Genomic DNA, 26,961 nt, shown 5'->3' on the forward strand with positions numbered 1-26,961 from the left:
GCGCAGCGGGTAGAGAGGGGGAAGGCGCGCAAGCGCCTCAGGGGGTGCTCCCAGTCAATGCGCCCGCATCTTCGTACGCAAGCGCGCAATCGCCTGGCTGTGCAGCTGGCACACGCGCGATTCGGTCACGCCGAGCACGGCGGCGATTTCCTTGAGGTTCATGTCGTGCTCGTAGTACATGCCCATGATGTACTGCTCGCGCTCGGGCAGGGCCTTGATGGCTTCGACCAGGGCCACGCGCAGGCGGTGGTCGCGCAGCAGCGCAAAGGGATCGGCGCCGCTGTCGGCCACGTGGCGCTCGAGGAAGTCCTCGCCCTCGTCGCCGCCCGACATGTCCTCCAGATACACCAGCTGCGTGCCGCGCACCTTGCCCAGCAGCGACTGGTAGTCGTCCAGGTCCATGCCCAGTTCGTCGGCGATCTCGGATTCCAGCGGCGTGCGCCCCAGGCGCTGCTCCAGGCGGTGCAGCGCGTGCTCGATGTCCTTTTGGCTCTTGCGCGAGCTGCGGCTCATCCAGTCGCCTTCGCGCAGCTCATCGAGCATGGCGCCACGGATGCGCTGGCTGGCGAAGGTCTCGAATTGCACGCCCTGCTCGCTCTCGAAGCGGGACAGGGCTTCGGCCAGGCCGATCATTCCGACCTGTATCAGATCATCAAGCTCCACATTGGGAGGCAGCTTGGCGATCATGTGCAGCGCGATCCGGCGTACCAGAGGTACATGCCGACGGATCAGTGCATCGCGGTCGAGTTGGCCTTTGGCGGTGTACATGGCAGTCAGTGGCTCCAGGCATGGGATGCGGGCAGCGGCGCGAAGCCGGCGGCCAGATCCTGGCCGCCATGTGGCAACACGCTGCCCGCATGGTTGAGCAGTTGCAGCGCCAGGCGCTGCAAGTCCGGTGCATGGTGCAGGCGCACGGGCAGCAGTCCCGGCGCATGGCCCAGGTGGCGTTGCGCGCAGCGCATCAGCGCGTCGATCTGGGATTGCAGCTGTTGCGCATCCTCGGCCTGGCTGCGGGCGCCGGTCTGTCCACGGCGCCAATCGTAGCTGGTCACGCCCAGGTCATCAGCGCTGGGCAGCAGCGGCGCCAGCAGGCAGCGCAGGCCGGCATGCACCGCCAACTGCTTGAGCTGGCGGTAGCAGCCCAGCACGCGGGTGCCTTGTTCGGGCAGCACCATCAGCGGGTGCACGGCCTGGCCGGCCAGGTTGCTGGCCAGCGTGTCGGCATTGGCATACAGCATGACGATGGCGTAGCCGCGCACGTGACGCTGCAGCCATTGCATGGGCGTCATGCCGGCTTGCCGTGCCTGCAGGGGCAGCAGATCCAGGCCCTGGCGGGCGGGCAGCACGGCCACCGAGCTGTGGCGGGGATCGGGGTGCAGGCCGGTACGGGCCTGCCAGGCGCTTTGCTGCAGCAGCTGCGCCAGGCCCGGTGCATCCGGGGACTCACCCTGGCTGGCGTCCAGCACCAGAACGGGCAGGCCCAGGCGCTGCAGGCTGGCACAGACCGGCCACAGCAGGGATTGTTCGGCCTGGCCCTGCGGGTCGTTGGCCGTGTCGCGCAGCATGGCCAGCACACGCAGGCCCATGGGAGCGGCGGCGCCGGGCTGGCCGTGCAGGCCCAGGCCCTGGTGCAACTGGGGGAAGGTTTCAAGCATGGTGGATCTCGCCTTCCGTGCTGGGGCTGGACGGGGTGAAAAAGAAGTCCAGGTCCAGCGCCTTGGGATCGAAGGCCGAGCGGGTGGCGGCGCGCATGGAGGCGGAGACCAGTTGCTGCGCATCGGCGCGTTCCCAGTCTTCGGGCACGCGCTGGCCGTTGGTCACGCCGCGCAGCTGCATCTGGTGGCGGATCAGCGTGTCCACCGACGGGCCCAGCTTCACGGCCTCGTCCACCTTGGTGAGGATGGCCTGGCTGGAGCCGCGCGCCTTGAAGGCCTGCATCACATCGTCCAGCGCATCGCCCTGGCCGGCCGCGTTCACGGCCAGCAGTTTCTGGATGCCGGGCAGGTCCAGCAGGTCGAGGATCTCGTCCTTGCGCGGATCGCGCGGGGCCACGCCCGTGGTGTCGATCAGCACCAGCTGCTTGTTGGCCAGCAGGCCCAGCAGGTCCTGCAGCGCGGCGCGGTCATGGGCCAGGTGGGCCACCACGCCCAGCATGCGGCCGTAGGAGCGCAACTGGTCGTGGGCGCCGACGCGGTAGGTGTCCAGGGTGATCAGGCCGACGCTGGCGGCGCCGTACTTGGCTGCGCACAGGGCAGCCAGCTTGGCCGTGGTCGTGGTCTTGCCCACGCCGGTGGAGCCCACCAGGGCGAAGACGCCGCCTTGCTCGTACAACGGGGCCTGGTCGGCGTCGGTGCGCAGATTGCGTTCCAGCACCTGCATCAGCCAGCGCACGGCGTCGCCGGCGGACAGGTCCTGGGGCATGTGCTCGACCAGGGCGCGGGCCAGCACGGGGGAGTAGCCCGCACGGATCAGCTTGTGCGTGAGGTTGGCGTGGATGGGGTTCTGGCGCGTCTGGCCCAGCCAGGTCAGGGTGTTGAATCGCTCTTCGATCAGGTCGCGCACGGACTGCAGCTCATCGCGCAGTGCCTGGGAGGCCATGGTCGGTGCGGGCTCGCTGCGCAGGGTCTCGCGCAGCGGGGCTTCGGCGCTGGCGCGCAGCGGGTTGTGGCGGGCCACGGAAGGCGCGGGCTGTGCCTTGAACGGCTGCTGTGCAGCCGTGGGCGCGGCGGCCGGTGCTTCGCGCAGGGCGTCGCCCAGGCTGCGGCGCTGGGCAAAGCTGGGCAGCGGCTCGTCAACGCCGGCCTCGTGGCGGCGGCGCAGCATGCGTTCGCGCACATAGTCCTGGAAGGACAGGGTGCTCATGGCCAGCTGTTCGGTGTCTTCCTGCACGCTTTGGCGCAGGCCGGCCGGCTCGGCACCGTCTGCCGACAGCGAGGCTGCCTGCGAGATGGCCTGCGCAATCGCCGACGACGTTGCCTGGGAAGCACGCGATGGAGCCGCCTGAGCGGCCTGCAGTGCCGGCTGCGCCGTGCGCGGCTGGGTCTGCGCCTGGATCAGCTTGGCCTGCACCTGCGGGCGCAGGCCCGTGGTTTCCTCTGCAGAGCGGCGCTCGATGGCCTGCTGCAGCGGCGTGCTGCTGGCAGCGGCCTTGCTGTGCTCCAGCGTGTCCTCGGCCGTGGCCATGACCTCGACGCCATCGGGCGTGTTGCGGTTGGACAGGATCAGGGTGCCCGCTCCGAAAGCCATGCGCGCCTTGGCCAGGGCCTCGCGGGAGGTGGGGGCGTAGAAGCGTTTGATGTTCATGCGGATGCACCTTTAAGAATCGAGCCGATGCGGATGGTGTGCGTTTCGGGGATCTCGCTGTGGGCGAGAACCTGCAGACGCGGCGCCACGCGACGCACCAGGCGGGCAATGGAATTGCGGATGGAATCGGGAACCAGCAGGCAGGCAGGCAGGCCCAGCTCTTCTTGCTGGTTGGCCATGTCGGCCGCCTTCTGGGTGAGGATCTCGGCCACGCCGGGATCCAGTGAGGGGGAGCCGGGGTTGGACAGGGCCTGCACCAGCAGGCGTTCGAGTCCGGGCTCGATGGCGATGACGTTCAGCTCACGGGTCGGGCCGTAGATCTGCTGGACGATGGACGGCGACAGCGCAATGCGCACGCGGCGGGCCAGCTCGACAGGGTCCTGCGTGGTCGAGGAGTGCTCGGCCAGCGTCTCGATGATGGTGCGGATGTCACGCACGTGCACCGAGTCTTCCAGCAGCAGCTGGAGCACTTTCTGGAACGTCGTGATGGACACCATTTTCGGAATGACTTCTTCGATCAGCTTGGGAGCCAGTTTGGCCACATGCTCCACCAACTGCTGCGTCTCGGTACGGCTGATCAGCTTGGCGGCATGCACTTGCATCAAGTGTGACAAATGGGTGGCCATCACGGTTTCCGAATCAACCACGGTAAAGCCTGCCATTTGTGCCGCTTCCTTTTGGCGTTCGTCGATCCAGTGGGCGGGCAGGCCGAAGGCCGGGTCGGTGGTCTGGGTGCCGATCAGCGGGGTGCTGATGCCGCCCGGATTGATGGCCAGGAACATGCCGGGGAAGGCCTCACCCTCGCCCACCATCACGCCGCGCAGGGTGATGCGGTAGGCGCTGGGCTTGAGCTCCAGGTTGTCGCGCACATGCACGGCCGGGGGCAGAAAGCCCACTTCCTGGGCGAACTTGCGGCGCACGCCCTTGATGCGGGTCAGCAGGTCGCCCTGGCGGCCCTTGTCCACCAGGGTGATCAGGCGGTAGCCCAGTTCCAGGCCGAGCAGGTCCACCGGCTGCAGGTCGTCCCAGGTGGCTTCGCCGTCGCTGGGCGCGGCCACGGGTGCGGGCGCCTGGGTCTGCTGGGAGGCGCGTTCCTGCTGGCGGCGCGAGAGCATCCAGGCCAGCCAGCCCAGCAGCGCGCCCGTGCACAGGAACACGACGTGGGGCATGCCCGGAATGACGCCCAGCAGGCCCAGCACGCCTGCCGTGATGCCCAGCACCTTGGGCGACATGAACAGCTGCTGCGCGATCTGCTGGCCCATGTCGGTTTCCTTGCCCACGCGCGAGATCACCATGGCCGCGGCCACCGAGATCAGCAGGCCGGGGATCTGCGCGACCAGCGCATCGCCCACAGCCAGCAGGATGTAGCTGTCGGCGGCCTGGCCGGCCGACAGGCCGTGCTGGATCATGCCGATGGCGAAGCCGCCGATGATGTTGATCACCAGGATCAGAATGCCGGCGACCGCGTCGCCGCGCACGAACTTGCTGGCACCGTCCATGGAGCCGAAGAAGTTGGCCTCTTCCTGCACCTCGGCGCGGCGGCGCTTGGCTTCCTTTTCGTCGATCAGGCCGGCGTTCAGGTCGGCGTCCACGGCCATCTGCTTGCCGGGCATGGCGTCCAGGGTGAAGCGGGCCGAGACTTCGGCGATACGCTCAGCACCCTTGGTGATCACCACGAAGTTGATCACCACCAGGATGGCGAACACGATCAGGCCGACGGCGAAGTTGCCGCCGATCAGGAAGTGGCCGAAGGCCTCGATCACCGCGCCGGCCGCGCCGGGGCCGGTGTGGCCCTCCAGCAGCACCACGCGGGTGGAGGCCACGTTCAGCGACAGGCGCATCAGCGTGGTCAGCAGCAGCACCGACGGGAAGGCCGCGAAGTCCAGCGGCCGGATCATGTAGGCCGCCACCATCATCACCATCAGCGCCACGGCGATGTTCAGCGTGAAGAATGTGTCCAGCAGCCACGGCGGAATGGGCAGCACCATCAGCGCCAGGATGGCCACCACCAGCAGCGGCGCCATCAGGCCCTGAGCGAACTTGGCGTTCTCGCTCGACCACATCGATTGCAGGGATTGGAGCGGATTCGTCGTCATGGAGCAGTACCTTCAGTGGTCGCGGCGGCGCCTGGCGCGCGGCGGCCCTGGTGCGGATCGAGTTCGGCGGGCACGACGGGTTCGCCGAGATCGCCAGGCATGGGGCCTTCGCCGCGCAGCGCGGCCTTCAGGCGGTAGACATAGGCCAGGACCTGGGCCACGGCCGTGTACAGCGCGGCGGGAATGGCCTGGTCCAGATCGGCGTGCGCGTACAGGGCGCGCGCCAGCATGGGGGATTCGAGCACCGGGATCTTGTGGGCGCCCGCGACTTCGCGGATCTTCAGCGCCACCAGGTCCGTGCCCTTGGAGATGACCTGCGGGGCGGCCATGGTCTTTTCGTCGTAGCGCAGGGCCACGGCGTAGTGCGTGGGGTTGGTGACCACGAAGTCGGCGCGCGGCACGGCGTTGACGCTGGCGCGGTCGGCGATCTCGCGCTGCTTCTGGCGGATCTTGCTCTTGATCTGCGGGTTGCCGTCGGATTCCTTGTGCTCCTGCTTGACTTCCTCGTGGCTCATCTTCAGGCGCGACTTGAACAGGTAGGCCTGCAGCGGCACGTCGATCACGGCCATCAGGAACACCACCAGCAGCAGCAGGGCGACGCCGCTGGCCAGCCATTGCCCCGTCATGGACAGCGCCATGGCCGAGGGCTGGGAGGAGATGGCGGCGATCTCGGCGAGATGGCCGCTCAGGAACTTCCAGGCCACGAAGGAGAGGATGGCCGTCATCACCACCATCTTCACCACGGTCACCATCTGCTGCTTGGAAAACAGGTTGGTCAGGCCCGACAGCGGATTGAGGCGGTTGAACTGCGGTTGGATGGGCTTGAGGCTCAGGATCCAGCCGCCGGCCAGCATGCCCGACACCAGGGCCGCACCCGTGGTCACGGCGGCAACGACCAGGGAAATCTTCAGGCCCAGGCTGCCCATGGACAGCATGCGCTCCATCATCAGGGCCGGCGTCTTGGCCGTGTGCGCGTCGAAGGCCAGCTGCTGGGCCAGTGCCATGCGCAGGTGCTGGATCAGGGGCTCGGCGCCCATCAGCATCATCAGCGCGCCCGTGCCCAGGATGGCCAGGTGCGACAGGTCCCGAGAGCGCGCACCCTGGCCGTCAGAACGCGTTTTCTGCAGTTTGCGTTCGGTGGCGGGAAGGCTTTTGTCTTGGCTGGAGTCCATGGCGCAATGACGGAAGGATTTGCGTCATTGTCGGAACAAGCCAGGCAGGCGAAGCCCCGATAAGCGGGGCTCAAGCGGCGCTTATGTGCTGTCTGCACAAGGGGAGGAACGGCAGCCGCATGGTGCAAGGGCGCCGCGAAGATGGCAGTCAGCCCCTTGCGCCCAAGCGAAAGAGGCTGCCCTGCAATGAGAGGGGAGGCGCCGGGCGCCCCCCGGGTTGATCAGAATCCCAGGCTGGCCAGGAGATCGTCCACCTGGGACTGCGAAGTCACCACATCGGGCGTCTTCTCGGGATCGACCACGGGGCCGGCGAGGTGCTCCTTGGGCTTTTCCAGGGGCTCCAGCGCCGTCTGCTGCGGGTTGGGCGAGGTCTGGATGAGCAACTGCACCAGCTGGTCCTCCAGATCGGCGGCCAGCGAGACCACGCGGGCAATGACCTGGCCCGTGAGATCGTGGAAGTCCTGGGACATCATGATCTCGGTGAGGTGCTCGTCGGCCTGCTGCGTGCCCTGCTCGACTTCCTCCAGGAAGTTCATCACCCGGCCCTTGGCCACGGCCGCCACGGGGTCCTCGACCATCTGTGCCCGCATGGCGCGTACACGCTCGGCCAGCCGGTCCTGCTGGACCTTGGCCAATTCGACGCGGTTCAGAACCTTCTCGGCGGCTTCTCCGGTCAGCCGCGCAATGTAGGAAAGGCGGCTTTGCGCGTCCGGCAGCTCTCCCATGCTGCCGCGCAATCGGTCCGCATAGCCCAGCTCGTTGAGCGAGTCATGCAGCTGGCGCGTGAGAACGCCCACCTTGTAGTGGACGCTGTCGGGGACATCCGGGTTGCTCATGGCGCGTGCCCTACAGGCCCAGCTTTTTGAGGATCAGGTTGACTTTCTCTTCCAGCGTGGCCTTGGTGAAGGGCTTGACGATGTAGCCTGCCGCGCCGCCCTGGGCCGCTGCCACGATGTCCTCCTTGCGTGCCTCGGCCGTCACCATCAGCACGGGAAGGTGCTTGAGTTTGTCGTCCTGCTTGATTTCGGTGAGCAGCTGGAAGCCGTTCATGTTGGGCATGTTGATGTCCGTCACCACGAAATCAAACTTGCTGTTGCGCAGCTTGTGCAGTGCCACGACGCCGTCTTCGGCTTCATCGGCTTCGGGAAAGCCGCTCTCCTTGAGCAGATTGCGCACGATGCGCCGCATGGTGGAGAAGTCGTCAACGATCAAAAAACGCAGGGCATTAGCCACGTGAGGCCCTTTCGGTCGGTAGGTGCTCGGTACTGGTAAGAATCCGCCGCGATGGTAACAATATGAAACCTTCTTGGCGCAATGTGGGAATTTTCCTGCTTTTCGGCAGCATCGGGCGCAAACCTTAATTTGTTACACGATCAGGTGACGCGGGCGCAGACGGGGCAGCTGCAGGCGAGGTGGCGGCGGGCTGCGCAGCGGTCTCGCCGGTTGCGGATTCGGTGGTGGCCGCATTCGCCGTGCCGCCATTGCCGCCCGCCAATGAGGGCGGCAAGGCGTTGCGTGTCACAGGTCCGCGGTGGCCCAGCAGGCGCTTTTCAGCCTCCTGCGTGAGCACGGTGATAGTGATGCGCCGGTTCTGCGGGGCGCGCGGATCATCGGGCAGCAGCAGGTCGCTGCTGGCCAGGCCGGTGATGCGGGCCAGCTGGTTCAGCGGCATGCCGGCCGCCACCAGCTCGCGGCGCGACGCGTTGGCACGGTCGGAGGACGGCTCCCAGTTGCTGTAGCCGCGGTCGGCATTGCCGTAAGGGGCGGCATCGGTATGGCCGGACAGGCTGATGCGGTTTTCCGCGCCCGCCAAGGCCGCGCCCACTTCGCGCAGGATGTCGCGCATGTAGGGTTTGACCATGGCGCTGCCACTGTCGAACATGGGGCGGTTTTGCTCGTCCACGATCTGGATCTGCAGGCCGTCGGGCGTCACGTCGGTGCGGATCTGCGAGCGGAATTCGTTCAGGCGCGCATTGCTGGTGATCATCGCGTCCACCTTGGCCTTGAGCGCCTTGATGCGGTTGGAATCCACCTGGGCCTGGTCAGCGCGGCCTGCATCGACGCTGGTGCGCCGGTTGGAGCTGTCCGCCGCCTCCGAGCGCCGCACCTGGCCGTGCACCTTGGCCAGGTCGTTGCCGCCGCCGGGAATCACGCTGGAGCTGTTGCCCGCACCGTCGCCGCCGGCCATCGCCACCTTCAGCGGCGAGGAAAAATACGCCGCAATGCCCTGCAGCTCGCCCTTGGCCGTGGAGCCCAGCAGCCACATCAGCAGGAAGAAGGCCATCATCGCGGTCACGAAGTCGGCATAGGCGATCTTCCAGGCACCGCCGTGGGGTGCATGCGCCGTCTTCTTGACGCGCTTGATGATGATCGGCTGTAACTTTTTCTCTGCCATGGCTTGACGCTGCTGGACGCAGGATTACTTCTTGCCCTTGACGTGGGTTTCCAGTTCAAGGAACCCGGGACGTTCGGTGGAGAACAGCACCTTGCGGCCGAACTCGATGGCCGTGGCGGGGTTGTAGCCCTGCATGCTGGCCAGCAAGGTGGTCTTGATGCACTCCAGTTCCTTGGCAGCATCCTGGGCGCGTTGCTCCACCAGGCCGGCCATGGGTTCCACCAGCGCATAGGCCAGCAAAATGCCCAGGAAGGTGCCGACCAGGGCCGAGGCGATCATGCCGCCCAGCACGGAAGGCGGCTGGCCCACCGAGCCCATGGTGTTCACCACACCCAGCACGGCCGCAATGATCCCGAAGGCGGGCAGGGCGCCGGCCAGGCGGGTCAACGCATTGACCGGGGCATGCGCTTCGGCGTGATGCGCCTCGATCTCGCTGTCCATCAGCGACTCGATCTCGTGGGAGTTGAGGTTGCCCGACACCATCATGCGCAGGTAGTCGGTCAGGAACTCCACCACATGGTGGTCGGCCAGCAGCTCGGGGTACTTGGTGAAGATGGGCGACTCGTTGGGTGCCTCCACATCGCTTTCGATGGACATCAGGCCCTCCTTGCGGGCCTTTTGCAGAATCTCGTACAGCAGGGCCATCAGCTCCATGAAGCGGGCCTTGGTGTAGCGCGAACTCTTCATCACGCCAGGGATGGCCTTGGCCGTGGCCTTGAGCACCTTGGGCTGGTTGCACACGATGAAGGCGCCGATGGCGCCGCCGCCGATGGTCACCATCTCGAAGGGCAGGGCCTTGAGAATGACCTGGACGTTGCCCCCGTGCAGCACATAGGTGCCGAAGATGCAACCGAAGGCGACGATGTATCCGATGATGACAAGCATGGGAGTGGATTCTGTCAGAGGTGTCCCGATGGAAAAGTCGGAACTGGCTTGGAAATGCGCGCTTGTTTTGACACTGGGCCGTGGCGGGGTGGCGGCCATCGACGAACCCATGGCTTGTCAAGCTATCGACCGCAGGCATCAATACTTGAGAGCCCTGAGATGCAGGTGTAAACGCGCCGCTGCGCGCCAAAAGCCCAAAAAGGCCGGCAAATCGGTGCCTGTTTGAGTCTTGCAAGGCGGGCGCTTAATAGCGGATCGCGCGGCGCGCATGCGAGGATAGTCGGCATAGTTTTATTCTTTGTGTCACCGCGCGCACAAGCGTGCGGACCGCGGGCCGACCGCGGGCCGGCCTGATACTTCCTCTGCTGCATCGCCATGCCATCTTCACCTCTTGCCAACGCCTTTGCTGCCGCTGCGCAGCCGCCCAGCATCGACAGCGAGCTGACCCGCATCCGCTCCATGGTCGATCGCGCGCAGTTCCTGGAGGCACTGTCGGATCTGGCGCAACTGGTGGCCCGGGACCCGCGCAACTCCAAGGTCTGGCTGCACATCGGCTTTGTCTACGTGCGCATGAGCATCTGGCCACAGGCCATGGAAGCGTTGCAGATGGCCTTGGAGATAGAGCCCCGCATGCCCAACGCCCAGCGCCTGCTGGCGCTGGCCCTGTTCAGCACGGGCCGCAGGCAGGAGGCCTGCGACCTGATCGACGACGCCTGCCGCCATGCCAAGAACGAGAACACGCACTGGATGACGCGGGCCTACATCCACTCGCACACCAGCAGCGACCCGCTCAAATCCCTGGAAGTGGCGCGCGACTGGGGCCGGCGCTTCGCCGACCCGCTGACCCGCAACGCCAAGCCCTTTCCGCCGCGCGATCGCAACCCGCGCAAAAAGCTCAAGGTCGGCTATGTCACGGCCGACTTCCGCCAGCACTCGGTTGCCTTCTTCATGCGGCCCGTGCTGGAGCACCACAACCCGGACAACGTCGAGATCCACGTCTACTCCAGCGGCCGCCCCGACAAGATGACCGAGAAGCTGCGCGCCCTGGTGCCGCACTGGCACGATGCGGTCGAGCAGACCGACGATCAGCTCTACGAACAGATCCGCGCCGACGGCATCGATGTGCTGGTGGACCTGTCAGGCTTCACCCTGGGCCACCGCCTGGAAGTCTTCGCCCGCCGCGCCGCACCCGTGCAGGTGACCTGGCTGGGCTATATGCATACGCTGGGGATGAAGGCCATGGATTACCGGTTGGTGGATGGCGGCATGGCGCCGCCTAGTCATGCGCCTTGTTACTCTGAAAAATTGTTTTACCTGGGCTGCATGGCCAGCTATGCACCGCCGGAGTACTCTCCCCTTTGCGAAGAGCCGCCCATGCTGCGCAACGGCTATCCCACACTGATCTCCCTGAACAACTCCGCCAAGATCACCGACGAGATGCTGGCGGTTTGGGCTCGCATCCTGCACGAGTGCCAGGACGCCCGACTCATCATCATGGTCAAGGAACAGGACCCCGATGCCGCGCAAGCCCACATGCAGCCGCGCGTGGAAGCAGCCGGCATGCCGCTGGACCGCGTGTCCGTGCTGCACCAGCAGCCGCTGGATGGTTTCATGGAGCTAGGGCATATCGCCGACGTGGCGTTGGATACCTCGCCCATTTCCGGGGGGACGACGACCTTGCATGCGTTGTGGATGGGGCTGCCTATTGTGGCGTTGGATGCGGAGCGTGGCGTGGATGCGGCGACGGCGCGCACGCTGCAGGGCCTGGGCTTTGGCGGTGTGATCGCCAATGACTTTGAAGGCTATGTGCAGGCTGCACTCGATCTGATGGCCGACCCCGAGCGCCTTCAGCAGCAGCGCCTGACAGCGCGCGCGCAGCTGGCGGGCGGCATACTCATGGACTATCCTGCCCGGACCCGGGAGTTGGAGACATCCTATCGCCTCATGTGGCTCAACTGGCTGCGCGGCGATCAGCACATCCTCACGGTCGATACTGACCTGGAGGCCTTGCTAGCAAAAGCGGAAGCGCAGACATGAGCGACTCTTGCTCCTCGTCAGAGTGGGTGCCCCTGCTGGTGCCCGATATGCCCTCGCCCCAGGTGCTGATGCCTTGGCTGGAGCGCATGCATGCGGCGCGGCACTATTCGAACTATGGCCCCCTGGTCCGGGAGCTGGAGTCGGAATTCGCGCAGCGTTTTGCCCTGCCGGTGGACGATCTGACCACGGTCTCCAACGCCACGCAGGGCCTGGAGCTGGTGCTGCAGGCGCTGGAGCTGGCGCCGGGGTCGCGCATCTTGCTGCCGGCCTTTACCTTCGTCGCTACGGCCACAGCCGTGGTGCGTGCCGGTCATCTGCCCGTACTGGCTGACGTGGACCCCGATGACTGGATGCTCACTCCCGACATTGCGCGGGCCGCCTGCGCTGTGACGCCTGTGGACGCCGTGCTGCCGGTGGCCACCTTCGGTATGCCCCACGACATGAAAGCCTGGCAGCAATTCGAGCAGGACACCGGACTTCCCGTGGTCATAGACGCAGCTGCGGCCTATGGCAGCCAGTGGCTGCAGGGCGCCGAGGGCACCCTGGTCTTCAGTCTGCACACCACCAAGAGCCTGCCGGCGGGCGAGGGCGGCTTGGTTGTCTCCACCCGGCCTGGCTTGGCCGCGCGAGTACGCCAGCTCTCGAATTTCGGCATCAACCTGGACCCAAAGGCCGGCATGCCCCTGGGCTCGCTGGCCAGAGTGGGGACCAATGCCAAGATGAGCGAATACCATGCTGCCATCGGCCTGGCGTCGCTGCAGGTGTGGGAGGAGCATGCCCTGGAAAGGCGCAGGCTGCATGCGTGCCTGATGGAGGAACTCGATGAAGCCAGTGGACATTCTCTGGTCTGGCAGCGTCTGGGTGCGGGAGGCGCATTGGTTGCGCCCTCGCTGCTGTGCGCCCAACTTCCTGACGATGGCACGCGCAGGGCACTTGAACAGACCTGCCAGCAGATGCATATCACCACGCGGCGCTGGTACCAGCCGCTGCTGCAGCATATGCAGGCCTTGCTGCCCCATTGCCAGGCATTGGAGACACCCCATGCGGACCGTTTGGCCAGCACGCTGGTCGGCCTGCCATTTTTTCTGGGGATGGAGGCGATGCAGCGCGGGCGTTTGAAGCTGGCTGTATCTGCGGCCGTCCAGGCAAGCAGGGCCTGACAGCATATGGAGCACCTGGTTCTGCCCCGCAGCTGCCATGGGAGCGAGTTTGGAAGCCGAACTTGGAGTCGGCTCTGTATCAACGTATATAAATAATGAAAAGATTGTTCATCATCGGAGCCGGTGGATTTGGTAGGGAAGTCTTGACACTGGCCATAGAAAGTTATGGCTATCAGCGTGAGTGGATGATTGCCGGTTTTCTCGATAGCCGAAAAGAAATTCTCAATGAATTTTCTGCGTGCTATGAATCATTGCCCTATCCAGCACCTGCATCCGAGCAAACGCGCACCAGATACGCAATGAACCATGGGGTTGTCGGCGATCCGCTCACTTACGAGGTGCAGTCAGACGATCTTTTTGTCTGCGCACTGGGCGATCCGGTACAGCGAAAAAAATACACCGAAAATATATTGCGCCAGGGTGGCCAGTTCATCCGCCTTGTTCATGAGCTGGCTGCGCCGTCTGCCCATTCATCCATAGCGCCTGGGTGTATTCTGGCGCCCCACGCCACCCTGTCGCCAAATGCTCGGTTGGGGCATTTCGTGACGGTCAGTAATTTCACTGCAATTGCCCATGATGTACGTGTGGGAGATTGGACATCGATAGGCGCACATTGTATGGTGGCTGGAAATGCCAGGATCGGTGAAGGTGTGCAAATTCACCCTGGCAGCATCATCACGGCCAAGGCCGTCATAGGCGATGGAGTCGTGGTGGCTGCAGGCAGTGTGGTGTTCGGGAAAATACCGGCAGGCATTACCGTTATGGGAAATCCTGCCAAACGCTTTTGTTGGGGCTGAATGATGTCCGTTTTACAAGATCCTTTGCTTTCTATTGTCATACCGACTTATCATAGAGCTCGGTACCTGAGGGGAATGCTGGATTCCATTATTGAGCAGGCACGGTTGGAGCCAGAGCTGCAGGCGGAATTTGAAGTGGTTGTTGTGGACAATGGCTTGGACGATGTCACCTGTCTTCTCATGGAAGATATGTGTGCTGCCTATCCGTTTATCTCCTATGTACGCCGTCCGCACAGCGTTCCCATGGAGGAAAGCATTCTGGCTGCAAAGCACTTTGGCCGGGGGGGCTATCTCTGGACACTGGGCGATGACGATGCTCTGGAGCAAGGCGCGTTGTCGTTCATATTGGGCCACATCAGACAGGAATCCCCCGAAATTTTCTTGGTGGCTCGCGACTCATGGACACCAGATTTGAGTCGTCGATGTGTTATTACACACGGCAATTATCCCGAGGATGAGATTTATTTTTCATCCTTGCTGCAGGCCGTCCATGCGCTAGGCTGGGGCTACTACTTTGTTTATCTGGGCTCCTGTGTGTTTCGGAAGGAAAAATTCAGAGCGGTCAATGAGATTGATTACTTGCATTCGCCTCATTCTTTTTCATTTTGCGTGCTCCAGGCCTTTCACGATATTCCTTGCAAGTATCTAAAGAAGAAGCCGGTGACGAAATACAGAATGGACAATATTTTGCCTTATTCTGCAGGGGGGCTAAAGTCCGTGACGATCATCATGCTACAGTGTTTTCAGCATCTCCAGAAATATGGAATGGGATCTTGGCGTGAAATTTTGAGTATCAGAGACCTGATTTTTTCCAATGAGAAACTTGTTCATCTCAAGATTCATTCGTTGGCTGTTTGCATGCTCAGCAACCAATGGGACAGGGTCAGGACCCGTCAGCCCATCCTTGAAGAAGAGTGGGATATTTTTCAGGAAGCATATGCTGCTTACGGTAATGAGGAGATGCATGCCCTGTTGTCCAGGATTCGCAGCCATGTGCAGGATGATGCGCAGTCTGAGCGAAGCATCAATGAACAACTGGGTGTGATCTTGATCAAGGAAAATCTGGATCGGCGCACCTATCCCCGCAATACCCTGCAAGTGGTGTGAGTGGTGGGGTCTGCTACGTGCGGCTGCGCACGTCGGCAATCAGCGCCGCAATGCCATCCTGCAGGCGGGTGGTGCTGTGCCAGCCCAGTGTCTGCAGCAGCCCCGGCCGGGCGGCCGAGAAGCCTATTTCTCCCTGGGCAAGCGCAATATCGCCAAAACCCAGAACGCTGGTGGAGCCCGTCGCGGCATGGAGCTCTCGGCAGAAATCCCTGAGGGCAATCGCCTGGCCTGTACCCACCTCCACGCTGTGGCAACCCCTGGCAAGCTCTGGTAGGCCCTTTAGCAGGCAGGCATAGGCCTGCGCGGCATCCTCGACAAAGAGAAAGTCCCGCATCTGCTGGCCGCAGGTCAAGGCAATCCGGGGAAGATGGTTCAGGCAGTTGCGTGTCAGGGCAGTGCAGAACTTCTCCATGGCATCACCGGGGCCGTAGAGATGCTCCAGACGCATGTGGATGAGCCGTATGCGAGTCCCTGCCATGACGTCGGCCCATTCCCGGAAATGGGCCTTGCTGCGGATGTAGTTCTGCAGCAGGTGTCCCGGGCCAGCCTTGGCGTAGTAGGTATCGGTATTGATGAAAAACTGCAGGCCCTGGGCAATGGCGTCCTCCAGCAGTCGTACTGGCAAGAGCACATTGGACGCGATGATGTCCGAAGTGCGCGAGCAGGCCGACCGGCCATACTGGGTGGCCATATGGATGATGCCATCCTGTCCTTCCAGGTCCAGGTGCTGCCCATAGAGCACCATATGCAGCGACAGGGGATACCGTGCCTGCAGTTGCCGCAAGGGTTCAGGAAGTATTTCGGTGCGCAGGGCCACGGTGAGCGTATGGCCTTTCTGCAAAAGCGCCGAGCACACATGCTGGCCCAGAAAGCCGCTGGCACCTGTGATGAGGATCCGCATGGGCTAGGCCGGCTTCGTTGTTCTGAAAAATGCATCGAAGCGGCTGGCAATGTACTCCAGATGGTTTGTGCCAAGTCCTGGATAGACACCGATCCAGAAAGTCTGGTGCATGATGCGATCGGTATTTGCCAGGCCACCGCTGACGCGATAGGTGCGGCCCTCCATGTACGGCTGCTTGAGCAGGTTGCCAGCAAACAGCAGCCGTGTGCCGATGCGGTGCTGCTCAAGATGGTTCAGCAGATCGAGGCGGCTGAATCCCGTATTTTCTTTCAAGGTGATGGGAAAGCCGAACCAGGAGGGGTCCGAGCGGGGCGTTGGCTCGGGAAGAATGAGAAATTCCTCTAGATGCTTCAGGCGCTTCGTGAGCTGCTGGAAGTTCTGCTTTCTGGCAGCGATGAAACCCGGCAACCTGTCCATCTGTGCCAAGCCGCATGCTGCCTGCATGTCGGTGATCTTCAGGTTGTAGCCCAGATGGCTATAAATGTACTTGTGGTCGTATCCCTCGGGAAGCTCGCCCATTTGGCGGCAAAAACGCTTGTTGCAGGTGTTGTCATGGCCGGGAGGGCAGTAACAGTCCCGGCCCCAATCCCTAAAGGACTCTGCGGCCCGCTTGAGCTTGGGATTATTGGTGAAGACGGCACCGCCTTCGCCCATGGTGATGTGGTGTGCCGGATAAAAGCTCAGGGTGGCGATGTCGCCAAACGTTCCCACCAGCTTGCCGTCGTAGGTGCTACCAAGCGCATCGCAGCAGTCTTCGACAAGCCAGAGGCCATGCTTTTTGCATATCGCCACCACGGCTTCGAGGTCGAAGGTGTTGCCCAGCGTATGGGCAATCATGATGGCCTTGGTCTTGGGTGAAATGGCCGCTTCTATGACGGTGGCATCAATGTTGTAGGTGGGGATGTCCACATCGACGAAGACAGGTACTGCGCCGAACTGAAGAATGGGGTTGACCGTGGTGGGGAATCCAGCGGCGACGGTAATGACTTCATCGCCGGGCTGTATGGCCCTGGAGCCCAGCTTAGGGGACGTCAGGGAGGAGAAGGCGACCAGGTTGGCTGAGGATCCGGAATTGACGGTCAGAAAGTGCTTGACGCCCAGGTAGCTGGCCATGCGGCTTTCAAATTCCGCATTGAACCGTCCCGTGGTCAGCCAGCCATCCAGGCTGGCCGACACCATGTTCTGCAGCTCCAGGGTGCCAATGACCTTGCCAGAAACGGGCACGGGAGACAGTCCCGCAAGAAAGGGTTGGTGCGCATGAACCAGACTGGAGTATTCCTGGACCAGTTCCAGAATGTCTTGCCGGATTTCCTCGGGCGTCCGGCAGGACGCCTGCGGCGAGGAGGTCGATGAGTTCATATCATTCCGAGGTATAGGATTCGATCTGGGACATCACCAGATCGCAGGCGTTGGCGCCGCTGACCCAGGCGCGATGCCATTCAACCGTCTTGGCCAGCGCCTGGTCGAGCTGCCAGCGCGGCTGCCATTGCAGGTGCTGGACGGATTTGGAAATATCGAGTTTCAGCACATTGGCTTCATGGGGGCCTGTCACCGCATCGCAGCTCCAGTCGATGTCTTCGCCCCAGAGTGCCATCAGCTTTTCCGTGATCCAGCGCACGTTCCTGGCCCCTTCGTCCAGTGGGCCGAAATTCCATGCCTGGGAGAAGGCGGCGCCTTCTTCGTACAGCTTTTGCGCAAGGCAGAGATACCCCGATAAAGGCTCCAGCACATGTTGCCATGGGCGTATGGCTCCCGGGGAGCGGATGAGCGGGGGCCGGCCTTTTTCCAGCGAACGCAAAATATCGGGCAATAGCCTGTCGGCAGACCAGTCACCACCGCCGATGACATTGCCTGCCCTGGCCGTGGCCAGGCCTATGCCGCGCTGTTCATAGAACGATTGGCGGAAGGCATGGGTAACCAGCTCGGCACAGCTCTTGCTGTTGCTGTAGGGGTCGCGGCCTCCCAGGGGGTCGTTTTCCCGGTAGCCCCAGTCCCATTCCTGGTTCTCGTAGCACTTGTCGGAGGTCACGTTGACCACGGCCCGGACGCAGTCGATCTTGCGGACGGCTTCCAGCAGGTGCACGGTCCCCATGACGTTGGTGGAATAGGTTTGCACCGGGTCGTCGTAGGACGGCCGAACCAAGGCCTGCGCTGCCATGTGGATGACGATGTCGGGCTGGAAATTTTCCAGGGCCGAGCTCAGTGTTCCATAGTTCCGGATGTCGCCCCGGGTATCCGTCAGCCTGCGGGCGATGCCCGCTCGTGTGAACAGGTTGGGCTGTGTGTCTGGCGCTAGGGCATAGCCGTGGACCATCGCGCCGAGGTGGTGCAGCCAGAGGCCGAGCCAGCTGCCCTTGAAGCCCGTGTGCCCTGTCAGAAACACACGTTTGCCATGCCAGAAACTTGAAGAGGGGGCCATTGAGCGCTATTCCCAGATCTTCCACGGAGCCTGCCCGTGTTCCCACAATTCTTCCAGCTTCTGCTTGTCACGCAGGGTGTCCATGGGTTGCCAGAAGCCTTCGTGCTCGAATGCCATCAGATCCCCTTGCTCTGCCAATTGCGTCAAGGGTGCCTGTTCCCACACCGTTTGATCATTGTCCAGCAGGTCCAGCACGCGGGGCGACAGTACGAAAAAGCCGCCGTTGATCAAGCCGCCGTCTCCCTTGGGCTTTTCCTTGAATTGTGTGACCCGGGAAGCCTGAATGGCGACGGCACCAAACCGCCCGGGAGGATAGGTGGCCGTCATGGTCGCCACCTTGCCGTGCCGGCGGTGGAAAGCGATGGACGCGGCGATGTCGATGTCCCCGACGCCATCGCCATAGGTCATGCAAAACGCCTCTTCGTCTCGCAAATGGGCAGCGACACGCAGCAGACGGCCCCCGGTCATGGTGTGGTCGCCCGTGTCCACCAGGGTCACGCGCCAGGGCTCCACCCGTTGCTGGTGCACCTGCATTTCGTTGTTTCGCATGTCAAAGGTGACATCAGACATGTGCAGGAAGTAGTTGGCGAAATACTCCTTGATCTGATACCCCTTGTATCCGCAGCATATGATGAAATCATTGATTCCGTGGTAGGAATATATTTTCATGATATGCCAGAGAATCGGCTTTCCACCCACTTCCACCATGGGCTTGGGCCGTGTCGTCGTTTCTTCGCTCAGGCGTGTGCCCAGGCCCCCCGCTAAAATCACTGCCTTCATGGTAGGGCGATGCCTCAATGGCTGCAAATCGGAATGGACTCGGGCAGGCGCCCTGATTCGGTCTGGCTGACGTAGGCATTGTGAAAATGCTTGACGCGATCTTCAATGCCTTCTCCCAGAACGGCGGGGCGTGTGGCCTGGCTGATTCCCGCCTGCACCTTGCGACAGATATCACCGTCCTCTGCAAATACTTTACGCGTAAAGGCGTGGCCATCGGCATGGATGCGTTCCATCATCTTCGCGCCCATTTCGGTGCCTTTCTTCAAAGACACGCCCACGGTTCGTGAATGCACGCGCGTGCGATCCACGGCAAGGGGATCGAAACGTTGTACGTGGAAGCTGTATCCCATGAAAGAGGTGACTGTGAGATTTGGAAAAATCAGATGATGGGTATAGTGCTCGAAGCGCCAAGGCCACTGACCAATCCTGGGCTCCATGCGTGAAAAGCGTGCCACCCACTCAGCATTGGCAGCGTGCTCAAGATGGCTGTGCAGGCGGTCATTCAGAAAGAAGAGGGGCGCTTCTTCTTGCCGGCTCATGCCATCGACCTGGGCGAACGTGCGGTTGTGTACGGCCGGCACGTGATAGCCCTCAAGGGAGTTTTCGATCACGACTTTCCAGTTCGCCTCAACGTCCTCCTGGAATTCATCGAGCACGGAGTCCATACCTTCACTGGCGCGTTCCAGAAAATCATACTGACTGCCCAGATAGTCCCGCAGGCTGGGACCTTGAGGGGAAAGCCGTACAAAAATGAACTGGCCCACGGCTTCGCAGGCAAACTCGGTCAGCTTGAATTTCTCGGGCTCGGCAACCACTTGGGGAAATGCTTGTTTGGCAGGTATTCCCACAGGGACACCTTGCCTGTCGTAAACCCAGCCATGGTAAGGGCAGCGCACGGCACCCTTGTGCAGTCCGGGCTCGCACAGCCGGGCATGGCGATGGGCGCACACATTCAGAAAAGCATGTGGCTTGCCCTGGGCATCGCATTGCAGCAGTAGACTTGTACCGCCCAGGCTCAGGCCACGGTGGGTGAGCCCCTGGAATTCGAAAAGCAGGCCAGCAAACAGCCAGCTTTTTTGAAACAGCTGGCCCTGCTCGAAAGCATGTTGACTCGGGTCACGGTAGGCCGCCAGTGGGATGGATTGAGTGGGCATGGAATCTTCAAGAAAAATGCAGCCAGTACTTGAGGCGTCAGGAGCCAGCAAGAGGCACTTTGAGGCAAGGTTTGCACCCTCCTCCCCTCTCTTGCTAGGCTGCATCGGTGCCTGGCAACCAATCGCCGCGCGGTGTCGCATACAGCATGGTGTCGTAGAAATAGCCGGCATGATGGCGCAAGAAGAAGGTATAACCCGGGGCCAGCTCATCGATGGTCTGGGCAATATCCAGCAAGTCGGTGGCGTAATGGTAGGACGCCACGGCAAGGCGCGGCCGGTTTTCGGCCAGCAGTCTCTTTGAGCCCTGCAGCGCGCGCGCTTCGAAGCCTTCCACATCGAATTTCATGAAGGTGGCGCGCTCCACCCAGTCGTCCACGGTCACGCAACGTATGCTGACATCGCCCTGATCTGAAATATGGCTACCCATGGTGCCTGTCTGGTGAAAGCGCAGGGTCTGGGTCTGGTCCGAGACGGCATAGTTGTGGGTGTGGAATTTCTCAAGCTTCCAGGGTGCCAGTTGCTGCAGGGCCTGGAAATTCTCGGCATCCGGTTCAAAGGCATGCAGGCTGGCATAGTTCCAGCCTGTGACGCCGAACAGCTTGTGCAGTATCGTGCCACGGTGTGCGCCGCAGTCCACGAAGTGCTCCCTGTTGCCCAGGGTGAAGGTGTTGCTCTCGCCCGCCAGTCCGAAATACTCATCCCTGGGACTTATGCGAATGTCGTTCATCCAGCGCCGATCATATTCGAGGCGCTGCAGCAGCACGCCATAAAGCGTTTCCCGGCTGTGATTGTCCCCCAGGCGTTGTGCCAGCTTCAGCCAGTCGTCGGCGCGCGCCAGGGTGTTGCTCCGGTAGTCCCTGATTTTTTCGTAGACCGCCACGGAGTTGAAGCAGGCCAGTACCTGGAATACATCCCTCAGCTCAAGCCCGGCGTGGCGGGCCAGATGCCGGCAAAAGCCGTTGGCAAACAGGCTGAGGCTGAAGTCCACCATCAGGGTATTGGCCGGAAAGCTTCCTGCCCGCTCGATAAGCTGGGCGGATTTGACGATGGGGATTCCTTCCACGGATTCCTTGCTGGTGTAGTCGTCCACGCCGAGGATGATGGATGCTCCCTGGTCCAGCAAGTACCTCAGATGCATGTTCCCCAGCAACGACTGGGGACCGAACACCACCAAGGGTCGGTCGTTCAACAGAGCGGGAGACTCTGGCTCCCCGGAGCGGGCAAAAGATTCGATCAGATGGGCGTAAAGGCTCATTTCAGCAATCAAGAGGTATTGTCATATTCTTCGGAGGGGGTGCGGCATCGCCGCAGATCCGGGTGTCAGGGCTCGCGCGCAGCCCTCTCCTTAAAAAGCAAAAGCAAGCCACGTCAACTGACGGTCAGTCCGCCATCCATGACCAAGGTAGTGCCAGTTATCCAGCGGCTGGCATCCGATAATAGAAAAACTGCGGCATTGGCAACATCCTCTGGTTTCCCGAATCCGAGAGGATAGTTACCTCGCTCTTTTTCCATGGAGCCTACTACGGTTGCTGTCGCCTCCAGTAGTGGTGTCTCAACTAATGCTGGAGACAAGCAATTTGCCCGTATTCGTCGCTTGACAACCTCCATGGCCAAGCAGCGCACCATTGCTATTAGTGCAGCCTTTGTGCCTGAGTATGCCGCTACTCCTGGAACCCCTATATGAGCCGCAATTGATGAGAGAAAAACCAATGAACCATCTGCGCTTATGAGGTTCCGTTTGAGTAGAGCCTGCGTTAGAAGCATTGGGGCATCGACATTGATGGCTTGGACTTCTCTGAGGTGCTGCTCCGATATCATGCGTACGGGACTCAGGCGAGAGATTCCGGCGCTGTGCACCACTCCATGCACCGGGCCTCCAATATGTGCGACCAGTCTTTCACGATCCCTTTCCAGGGTGAGGTCCGCCTGCAGCATTTCATGGGGCTTATCCGACATGGATTTCAACTGCTGCAGGCTGCTGGCCAGACGCTCTGGATTTCGCCCTATCCCCAGCACCTGGGCACCCATGCGTGCGCAAGCTAAGGCCGTAGCAAGGCCCAGTCCAGAAGTTGCGCCCGTCACGATGATGCGGCGGTCATGCAGGTGAAAGGGAGTGAAAGTCTCGTGGTTCATGAGGGTTATTCTTCGATCAACTCAGGAAGACAAGCGCCATCGATATCCATGATGCAGGCTCCCCATGAAAGGCCAATTCCAAATCCCGAGAGAAGTATTTTGTGCCGGTCTTGCGCAAGTGTATCGCGAAGTCGCGCCGTAATTGTTATCGGTAAAGTCGCACTGCTGGTGTTGCCAAAATCATGCAAAGTGCTTGGAGTTTGCTCGATAGTAAGTCCCAGCTTTTTCCTGATGGTCTCATTTATCATTCTATTCGCTTGGTGGAAAATATAATAATCAATATTATTCTTTTCAAGCTTGGCGTATTCGAGGATTTGCTGTATGGCAGGTGGCACTCTTTGTGTCGAGAAGCTCAGAACTGCTGGTCCATCCAGAGATAAATCATTGGGCCAATGGAGAATTCCATGTTCATCGCGGGTTGGAATGCCATGATGTATTGCGTACGGTTCCCTATGCCCCCCAATAGGCTTCATGATGGCCTTGTAGCCGCTGCCGTCACTATTGAGGTCAAAGTGCATGGGAGATGCATCGGCCGAGAACTCTAGCGCTGTCGCGGTTCCTGCATCTGAGAAGAGTGGATCATTGATGTTAGCCGATTTATCGCCCACCAGCAGCAATCCCTTCTTCACTCCACCTGCTGCAATCATGCTGCCCAGGAGGTGTAGTCCGAACGGATAACCCGAACAGCCCAGATTCACATCAAAAGCAATCGTTCCGTGTGGCAATCCCAGCCTGTCCTGAAGAATGATTGCGGTGGATGGAATCAGATAGTCGGGAGACTGTGTAACGACGATCAGAGCATCGATTTCGTTGCGCTGCCACTGCAGTTCGGCCAGCAACTTTTCTGTGGCAGCAAAGGCCAGGTCCGAAAAGCACTGCCATTCCGGGCAGATGCGCCGCGTCTTTATACCGATGTTGCGCACCAGCCTTTCACGCTCGGAGCGTTGCGATGGTGGGCAATCCTCCAGATTGGAGATCACCCGCTTGGGAACGCAACTGGACATGCCCGCAAAGCGGACGTTGTGCAGAGTGGACAGCGCCATGGTGGTTATCCCAGCAGCTTGTAGAGGTCGGTGATCGTCGAGCAGTTCTTGAGGTCGTCCCCGGTGATGGTCTTGCCGAATTCGACATCGAACATGACGATCACGCCCAGCGCAGCCAGGGAGTCCCACTCGGGCAGGCTCCTGAGCTCGGTTTCGGGGGTCACTTCGACTGCCTCCTGGAAGTCCACGGCGGTCAGAAAGCTTTCGATGAATTGGTCAATGGAGGGCATGGGATGGGTTCCTGAAAAAGGGCTACGCGCCCGTCTATGAGGGCAGACGCTTCGATGAATTTTCGCAGAGCGCCTCTGCGCCGGAAGGGTGAAACTGTAGGCGAAAGCGAGTCCTGTTCCGATGCTGTGCGGGGCGATGCTGTCTTGGCGGACCCGGGGGATGATGGCATATGGCTCCTTGGCGCGCTTCCTGTTTTGTAGCAGGCAGTAGCCGAGCCGCCTGGTAAAAGTGGAAGAAATGCGGTTTGCTCCCGCTTATCCAGGGGCCGTGTTTGCTGGCTTGCCTGCACGATGGCGGTATTTTTGCGGGTGTCGGCTTGGGGCCGGGCCTGTGGTGGGGCGCTTGCCCGCAACCTTGATGACCAAGATGAATACGACCGAGCATTTGCAGCAAGCCCGCCAGTTGCATGACCAGTGGCAGTTCGAGCAGGCTCGCCAAGCCTATGAAAGGGTGCTGGAGCAGGAGCCCGCCCATGCCGAAGCCCTGCACGGCATGGCCCAGCTGCTGGGTCTGCACCAGCTGTGCAGCGCAGAGGCGCTGCCCTATCTGGAGGCGGCCATCGGCGTGCGGCCTGCGGATTTTGGCTACTGGCGCCTGTACATCCACATGCTGATCCGTGAGGGGCTGCTGGACATGGCCATCTCGCTGATCAACGTGGCACGGGCCAACGGCATGCAGGAGATTGCGCTGGAGCAGCTGGAAAAGGATGTGGCTCTGGTGCAGGGCGCCCAGGCCGCAGCGTTTCTGGAGGAGCAGGCCGCGCGTTGGCCGCTGGGGCCGGCTGAGCCGGAGATGGCGCCTGCTGCCGGCGATGGCCGGGGCCGGGTGCCCGATGCGCAGCTGCGGCTGCTGATGCAGCTGTTCGCCCAGCGCGAGCATGCCGAGGTCAGTCAGCTGGCGGGGTCGCTGGTGCGCCAGTACCCCAAGAGCGGCCTGGTCTGGAAGCTCAAGGCGGCAGCCGATCATGCGAACGGCCGCATCGAGGCGGCCCTGCAGGCAGCGCGCCAGGCAGCCGTTCTGCTGCCGCGCGATGCCGAGGTGCAGTTCAACCTGGGTGGTATCTGCCTGCAGGCAGGCCACGCGGCCGAGGCCGAGCGTGCGATGCGCGCGGCTTTGGCGCTGCGGCCGCATTGGACCCAGGCTTTCTCGCATCTGGGCGATGCACTTTGTGCCCAGGACCGTACCGAGGACAGCCTGCCCTGCTATGTGAACGCGCTGCTGCTCGATCCCGAGGATGTGGACACGCTGTCGCGGCTGACCGCTGCGCTGCAGAAGACCGGACGGCTGCAGGAATGTGCGCAGTTCCTGGTGCTGCTCATGCAGCAGCGGCCCGAGGACCTGCGTTTGTGCCTGGCCAGCGCCCATGTGCTGGGCGAGGCTGGCTGGGAGCTGCAGGCGGAAACGGCCTATCGCATGGCGCTGCAGCTCGATCCCGGCAGCCTGGAACTGCTGCTGCATCTGGCGTTGCTGCTGTGTGCCGGCGGCCGACTGGGAGAAGCCGAAACCTGCTTGCGCAAGGCGCTGCAATTGCGTCCCGACAATGCGGTGCTTCTCTGCGAAACGGCCTTCACGCTGTTCGCCCAGAAGAAGTGGGATCAAGCGTTGGAACTGCTTGAAGAAGCGCTGCGCATTCAGCCTGATAGCGCTCGCGCACAGATCATCCGTTGCCACGTGCTGCTTGAAACCCGTGATCTGCCCCGGCTCGACCAGGCGCTGACGGCCGCGCTGGAGCGCTTGCCAGGTGACCGGGATCTGATGTTCCAGCGTGCCGCCTACTGGGACCGCTGCGGTGACGCCGCGCGCCACATGCAACAGCTGGATGAACTGGTGAGGCTGCACTCGGACTACGAGCCCGCCTACAGCGCGCGCCTGTTCGCCATGATCCATTCTCCTGAGGCCAGTGCAGCCTCGGTGGGCCGGGCCAACCGCGAATATGGCGCGCTCATGCGGTGCCACTCCGCGGGGCAGCAAGGGACCGGGCATGACAATGCCCGCGACCCCGGAAAGACATTGCGCCTGGGCTTTGTGTCCGGCGATCTTCGCGCCCATGCGGCCGCCAAGTTCTTCCTGCCGGTGATGCGCGAGCTGTCCCGGCACAGCGATCTGGTGTGCGTTGCCTATTGCAACAACGAGATCCACGACGAAGTCACCAAGGAGTTCCAGGGCCTGTTCCAGCTGTGGCGCGGTATCCGGGATATGAATGTGCAGTCGCTGTCGAACCTGGTGCGGGCCGACGGCATCGATATCCTGATCGATCTGAGCGGCCACACGCGCGGGCACCGGCTGGATCTGTTTGCCGCCAAGCCCGCGCCGCTGCAGATGACCTGGATAGGCAACCCCGGCAGTACAGGCCTGGAGAGCATGGACTACATTGTGCTCAGCGACCTGATCCTGGAAGATGAACTGCTCAAGACCCAGCTGACGGAGCGGCTGATGCGTGTTCCGCTGGCCTACGTCTTCGACGGAGGTATCCACCAGGAGGCCGTGGCGCCACTGCCGGCGCTGCGCAACGGGCATTTGACGTTTGGCTCCTTCAACCGCCTGTCCAAGATCAACCGCAAGGTGGTTTCTGTCTGGGGTGAGGTACTGCGCACGCTGCCCACGGCGCGGCTGAAGATCGCGGCCTGTCCCCGTTCCGGTCCTCCGCAGCACCTGCGCGAATGGCTGGCCGAGGAGGGCGTAGCCGCGCAGCGCGTCGATTTTGTGGAGCAGATGGGATTCGAGCACTATCTGCAGGCCCACCATGACATAGATATCTGCCTGGATACTCTGCCCTTCACCGGCGGAGTGGTAACCAACCACGCACTGTGGATGGGCGTGCCCACGCTGACGCTGATGGGGGAGCTGCTGGCGGGGCGGCAGTCGGCCGAAGTGATGGCTCGTGTGGGCCTGGACCAGGGCTTTGCAGCGCGGGACCTGGCGCAATTGCTGGACCAGGCTACGTTCTGGCAGGCACATTTGCCGCAGCTGCAGCAGATACGCCAGGGGCTGCGCGCACGCCTGCAGGACCTGGAGCCGCAACAGGCGGACATCGTGGCGCGCTCGGTGGCGATGGGGATGCGCCAGGCCTGGGCCCGCTGGTGCCAGGGGCAGGAGCCTGTGGATCTGCGTGTCTCCTATGAGGATCTGGGTCTGGCCGCTCCCGTGGCGCCCGTTTTGTAACAGCGAATCAGGCACCGCGCGGATGGGCCATGCCGCGCGGTGCAAAAAATCTTGTGAAGTCCCCCTAAAGTTCGCCGGGGCAGCTCCGAAAACCAACTCAGCAGAGGGACAAAAAGTCCTGAGCCCACCAAAAGCCGCGTAATTCGATGTGAAAGCGGCCGATGGTCGGATTGGGCCGCCGCCGCC

23 protein-coding genes are annotated in these 26,961 nt (G+C 62.1%); 5 read left to right on the plus strand and 18 right to left on the minus strand.

Going from position 1 to position 26,961, the window contains the following annotated elements:
* Window positions 1–54: 54 nt before the first annotated feature.
* The 9 genes from KDK82_RS26460 to motA all read right to left on the minus strand — a co-directional run bounded on the left by KDK82_RS26460 (window position 55) and on the right by motA (window position 9,851).
* Window positions 55–768: an RNA polymerase sigma factor FliA gene (locus tag KDK82_RS26460; RefSeq protein ID WP_012202528.1), complete on the minus strand. Its 714-nt coding sequence runs from the start codon at window positions 766–768 to the stop codon at window positions 55–57.
* Window positions 769–773: 5 nt separating this feature from the next.
* Complete coding sequence (locus tag KDK82_RS26465; RefSeq protein WP_088166659.1) at window positions 774–1,655, minus strand: hypothetical protein; 882 nt, start codon at window positions 1,653–1,655, stop codon at window positions 774–776.
* Window positions 1,648–3,303 carry a flagellar biosynthesis protein FlhF gene (gene flhF / locus KDK82_RS26470; protein ID WP_034398017.1) on the minus strand — a complete coding sequence of 552 codons (1,656 nt, stop codon included), beginning with the start codon at window positions 3,301–3,303 and terminating at the stop codon, window positions 1,648–1,650. Before flhF ends, KDK82_RS26465 begins: the two co-directional genes overlap by 8 nt.
* On the minus strand, window positions 3,300–5,399 hold the full coding sequence (gene flhA / locus KDK82_RS26475; protein ID WP_012202531.1) for a flagellar biosynthesis protein FlhA: 2,100 nt from the start codon (window positions 5,397–5,399) through the stop codon (window positions 3,300–3,302). Before flhA ends, flhF begins: the two co-directional genes overlap by 4 nt.
* On the minus strand, window positions 5,396–6,571 hold the full coding sequence (locus tag KDK82_RS26480) for a flagellar biosynthesis protein FlhB (RefSeq protein WP_013800346.1): 1,176 nt from the start codon (window positions 6,569–6,571) through the stop codon (window positions 5,396–5,398). Before KDK82_RS26480 ends, flhA begins: the two co-directional genes overlap by 4 nt.
* 221 nt (window positions 6,572–6,792) lie before the next feature.
* Entirely contained in the window at window positions 6,793–7,407 is a 615-nt protein-coding gene (locus KDK82_RS26485; RefSeq protein ID WP_012202533.1) for a protein phosphatase CheZ, read from the minus strand.
* A 10-nt stretch (window positions 7,408–7,417) separates the two neighbouring features.
* Window positions 7,418–7,804, minus strand: a complete 387-nt coding sequence (cheY, locus tag KDK82_RS26490; RefSeq protein ID WP_012202534.1) for a chemotaxis response regulator CheY — start codon at window positions 7,802–7,804, stop codon at window positions 7,418–7,420.
* 124 nt (window positions 7,805–7,928) lie between these two features.
* A complete protein-coding gene (gene motB / locus KDK82_RS26495) occupies window positions 7,929–8,966 on the minus strand; it encodes a flagellar motor protein MotB (RefSeq protein WP_088166660.1) in 1,038 nt (345 codons plus the stop codon).
* 24 nt (window positions 8,967–8,990) lie between these two features.
* Window positions 8,991–9,851 carry a flagellar motor stator protein MotA gene (motA, locus tag KDK82_RS26500; protein WP_012202536.1) on the minus strand — a complete coding sequence of 287 codons (861 nt, stop codon included), beginning with the start codon at window positions 9,849–9,851 and terminating at the stop codon, window positions 8,991–8,993.
* 375 nt (window positions 9,852–10,226) lie between these two features.
* On the opposite strand from motA, the gene KDK82_RS26505 reads away from it, so the two are divergent.
* From KDK82_RS26505 to KDK82_RS26520, 4 genes are all read left to right on the plus strand, one after another.
* On the plus strand, window positions 10,227–11,888 hold the full coding sequence (locus tag KDK82_RS26505) for a glycosyltransferase (protein WP_088166661.1): 1,662 nt from the start codon (window positions 10,227–10,229) through the stop codon (window positions 11,886–11,888).
* Window positions 11,885–13,048, plus strand: coding sequence for a DegT/DnrJ/EryC1/StrS aminotransferase family protein (locus KDK82_RS26510; protein ID WP_179217978.1), 1,164 nt, complete (start codon window positions 11,885–11,887; stop codon window positions 13,046–13,048). Before KDK82_RS26505 ends, KDK82_RS26510 begins: the two co-directional genes overlap by 4 nt.
* 95 nt (window positions 13,049–13,143) lie before the next feature.
* The gene (locus tag KDK82_RS26515; RefSeq protein ID WP_088166663.1) at window positions 13,144–13,845 is read left to right on the plus strand and encodes a sugar acetyltransferase; all 702 of its coding nucleotides are present in this window, start codon (window positions 13,144–13,146) and stop codon (window positions 13,843–13,845) included.
* 3 nt (window positions 13,846–13,848) lie between these two features.
* Entirely contained in the window at window positions 13,849–14,952 is a 1,104-nt protein-coding gene (locus KDK82_RS26520) for a glycosyltransferase (protein WP_179217979.1), read from the plus strand.
* A gap of 13 nt (window positions 14,953–14,965) precedes the next feature.
* Here KDK82_RS26520 and KDK82_RS26525 read toward each other — a convergent pair whose 3' ends face one another.
* The 9 genes from KDK82_RS26525 to KDK82_RS26565 all read right to left on the minus strand — a co-directional run bounded on the left by KDK82_RS26525 (window position 14,966) and on the right by KDK82_RS26565 (window position 23,612).
* Complete coding sequence (locus tag KDK82_RS26525) at window positions 14,966–15,853, minus strand: NAD(P)-dependent oxidoreductase (protein ID WP_088166665.1); 888 nt, start codon at window positions 15,851–15,853, stop codon at window positions 14,966–14,968.
* Between the two features lie 3 nt (window positions 15,854–15,856).
* Window positions 15,857–17,212 carry a lipopolysaccharide biosynthesis protein RfbH gene (gene rfbH / locus KDK82_RS26530; RefSeq protein ID WP_088166666.1) on the minus strand — a complete coding sequence of 452 codons (1,356 nt, stop codon included), beginning with the start codon at window positions 17,210–17,212 and terminating at the stop codon, window positions 15,857–15,859.
* 1 nt (window position 17,213) lies between these two features.
* Entirely contained in the window at window positions 17,214–18,272 is a 1,059-nt protein-coding gene (gene rfbG / locus KDK82_RS26535) for a CDP-glucose 4,6-dehydratase (protein ID WP_088166667.1), read from the minus strand.
* Window positions 18,273–18,278: 6 nt separating this feature from the next.
* Entirely contained in the window at window positions 18,279–19,052 is a 774-nt protein-coding gene (gene rfbF, locus KDK82_RS26540) for a glucose-1-phosphate cytidylyltransferase (RefSeq protein WP_088166668.1), read from the minus strand.
* Window positions 19,053–19,066: 14 nt separating this feature from the next.
* The gene (locus KDK82_RS26545; RefSeq protein ID WP_088166669.1) at window positions 19,067–20,206 is read right to left on the minus strand and encodes an aromatic ring-hydroxylating dioxygenase subunit alpha; all 1,140 of its coding nucleotides are present in this window, start codon (window positions 20,204–20,206) and stop codon (window positions 19,067–19,069) included.
* A 94-nt stretch (window positions 20,207–20,300) separates the two neighbouring features.
* Window positions 20,301–21,461, minus strand: coding sequence for an FkbM family methyltransferase (locus KDK82_RS26550; RefSeq protein ID WP_218827096.1), 1,161 nt, complete (start codon window positions 21,459–21,461; stop codon window positions 20,301–20,303).
* A 113-nt stretch (window positions 21,462–21,574) separates the two neighbouring features.
* A complete protein-coding gene (locus KDK82_RS26555; protein WP_088166670.1) occupies window positions 21,575–22,339 on the minus strand; it encodes an SDR family NAD(P)-dependent oxidoreductase in 765 nt (254 codons plus the stop codon).
* Window positions 22,340–22,344: 5 nt separating this feature from the next.
* Window positions 22,345–23,382 (minus strand): ketoacyl-ACP synthase III, encoded by a 1,038-nt coding sequence (locus KDK82_RS26560; protein WP_050042322.1) that lies wholly within the window; start codon window positions 23,380–23,382, stop codon window positions 22,345–22,347.
* 5 nt (window positions 23,383–23,387) lie between these two features.
* A complete protein-coding gene (locus KDK82_RS26565; RefSeq protein WP_065346523.1) occupies window positions 23,388–23,612 on the minus strand; it encodes an acyl carrier protein in 225 nt (74 codons plus the stop codon).
* A 358-nt stretch (window positions 23,613–23,970) separates the two neighbouring features.
* Between KDK82_RS26565 and KDK82_RS26570 the strand changes: the two genes are divergently transcribed.
* Entirely contained in the window at window positions 23,971–26,775 is a 2,805-nt protein-coding gene (locus KDK82_RS26570) for a tetratricopeptide repeat protein (RefSeq protein WP_088166671.1), read from the plus strand.
* The last annotated feature ends 186 nt before the right edge of the window (window positions 26,776–26,961 follow it).

The sequence above is a fragment of the Delftia sp. K82 genome, from assembly GCF_002193035.1.
Classification (GTDB): Bacteria; Pseudomonadota; Gammaproteobacteria; order Burkholderiales; family Burkholderiaceae_C; genus Comamonas; species Comamonas acidovorans.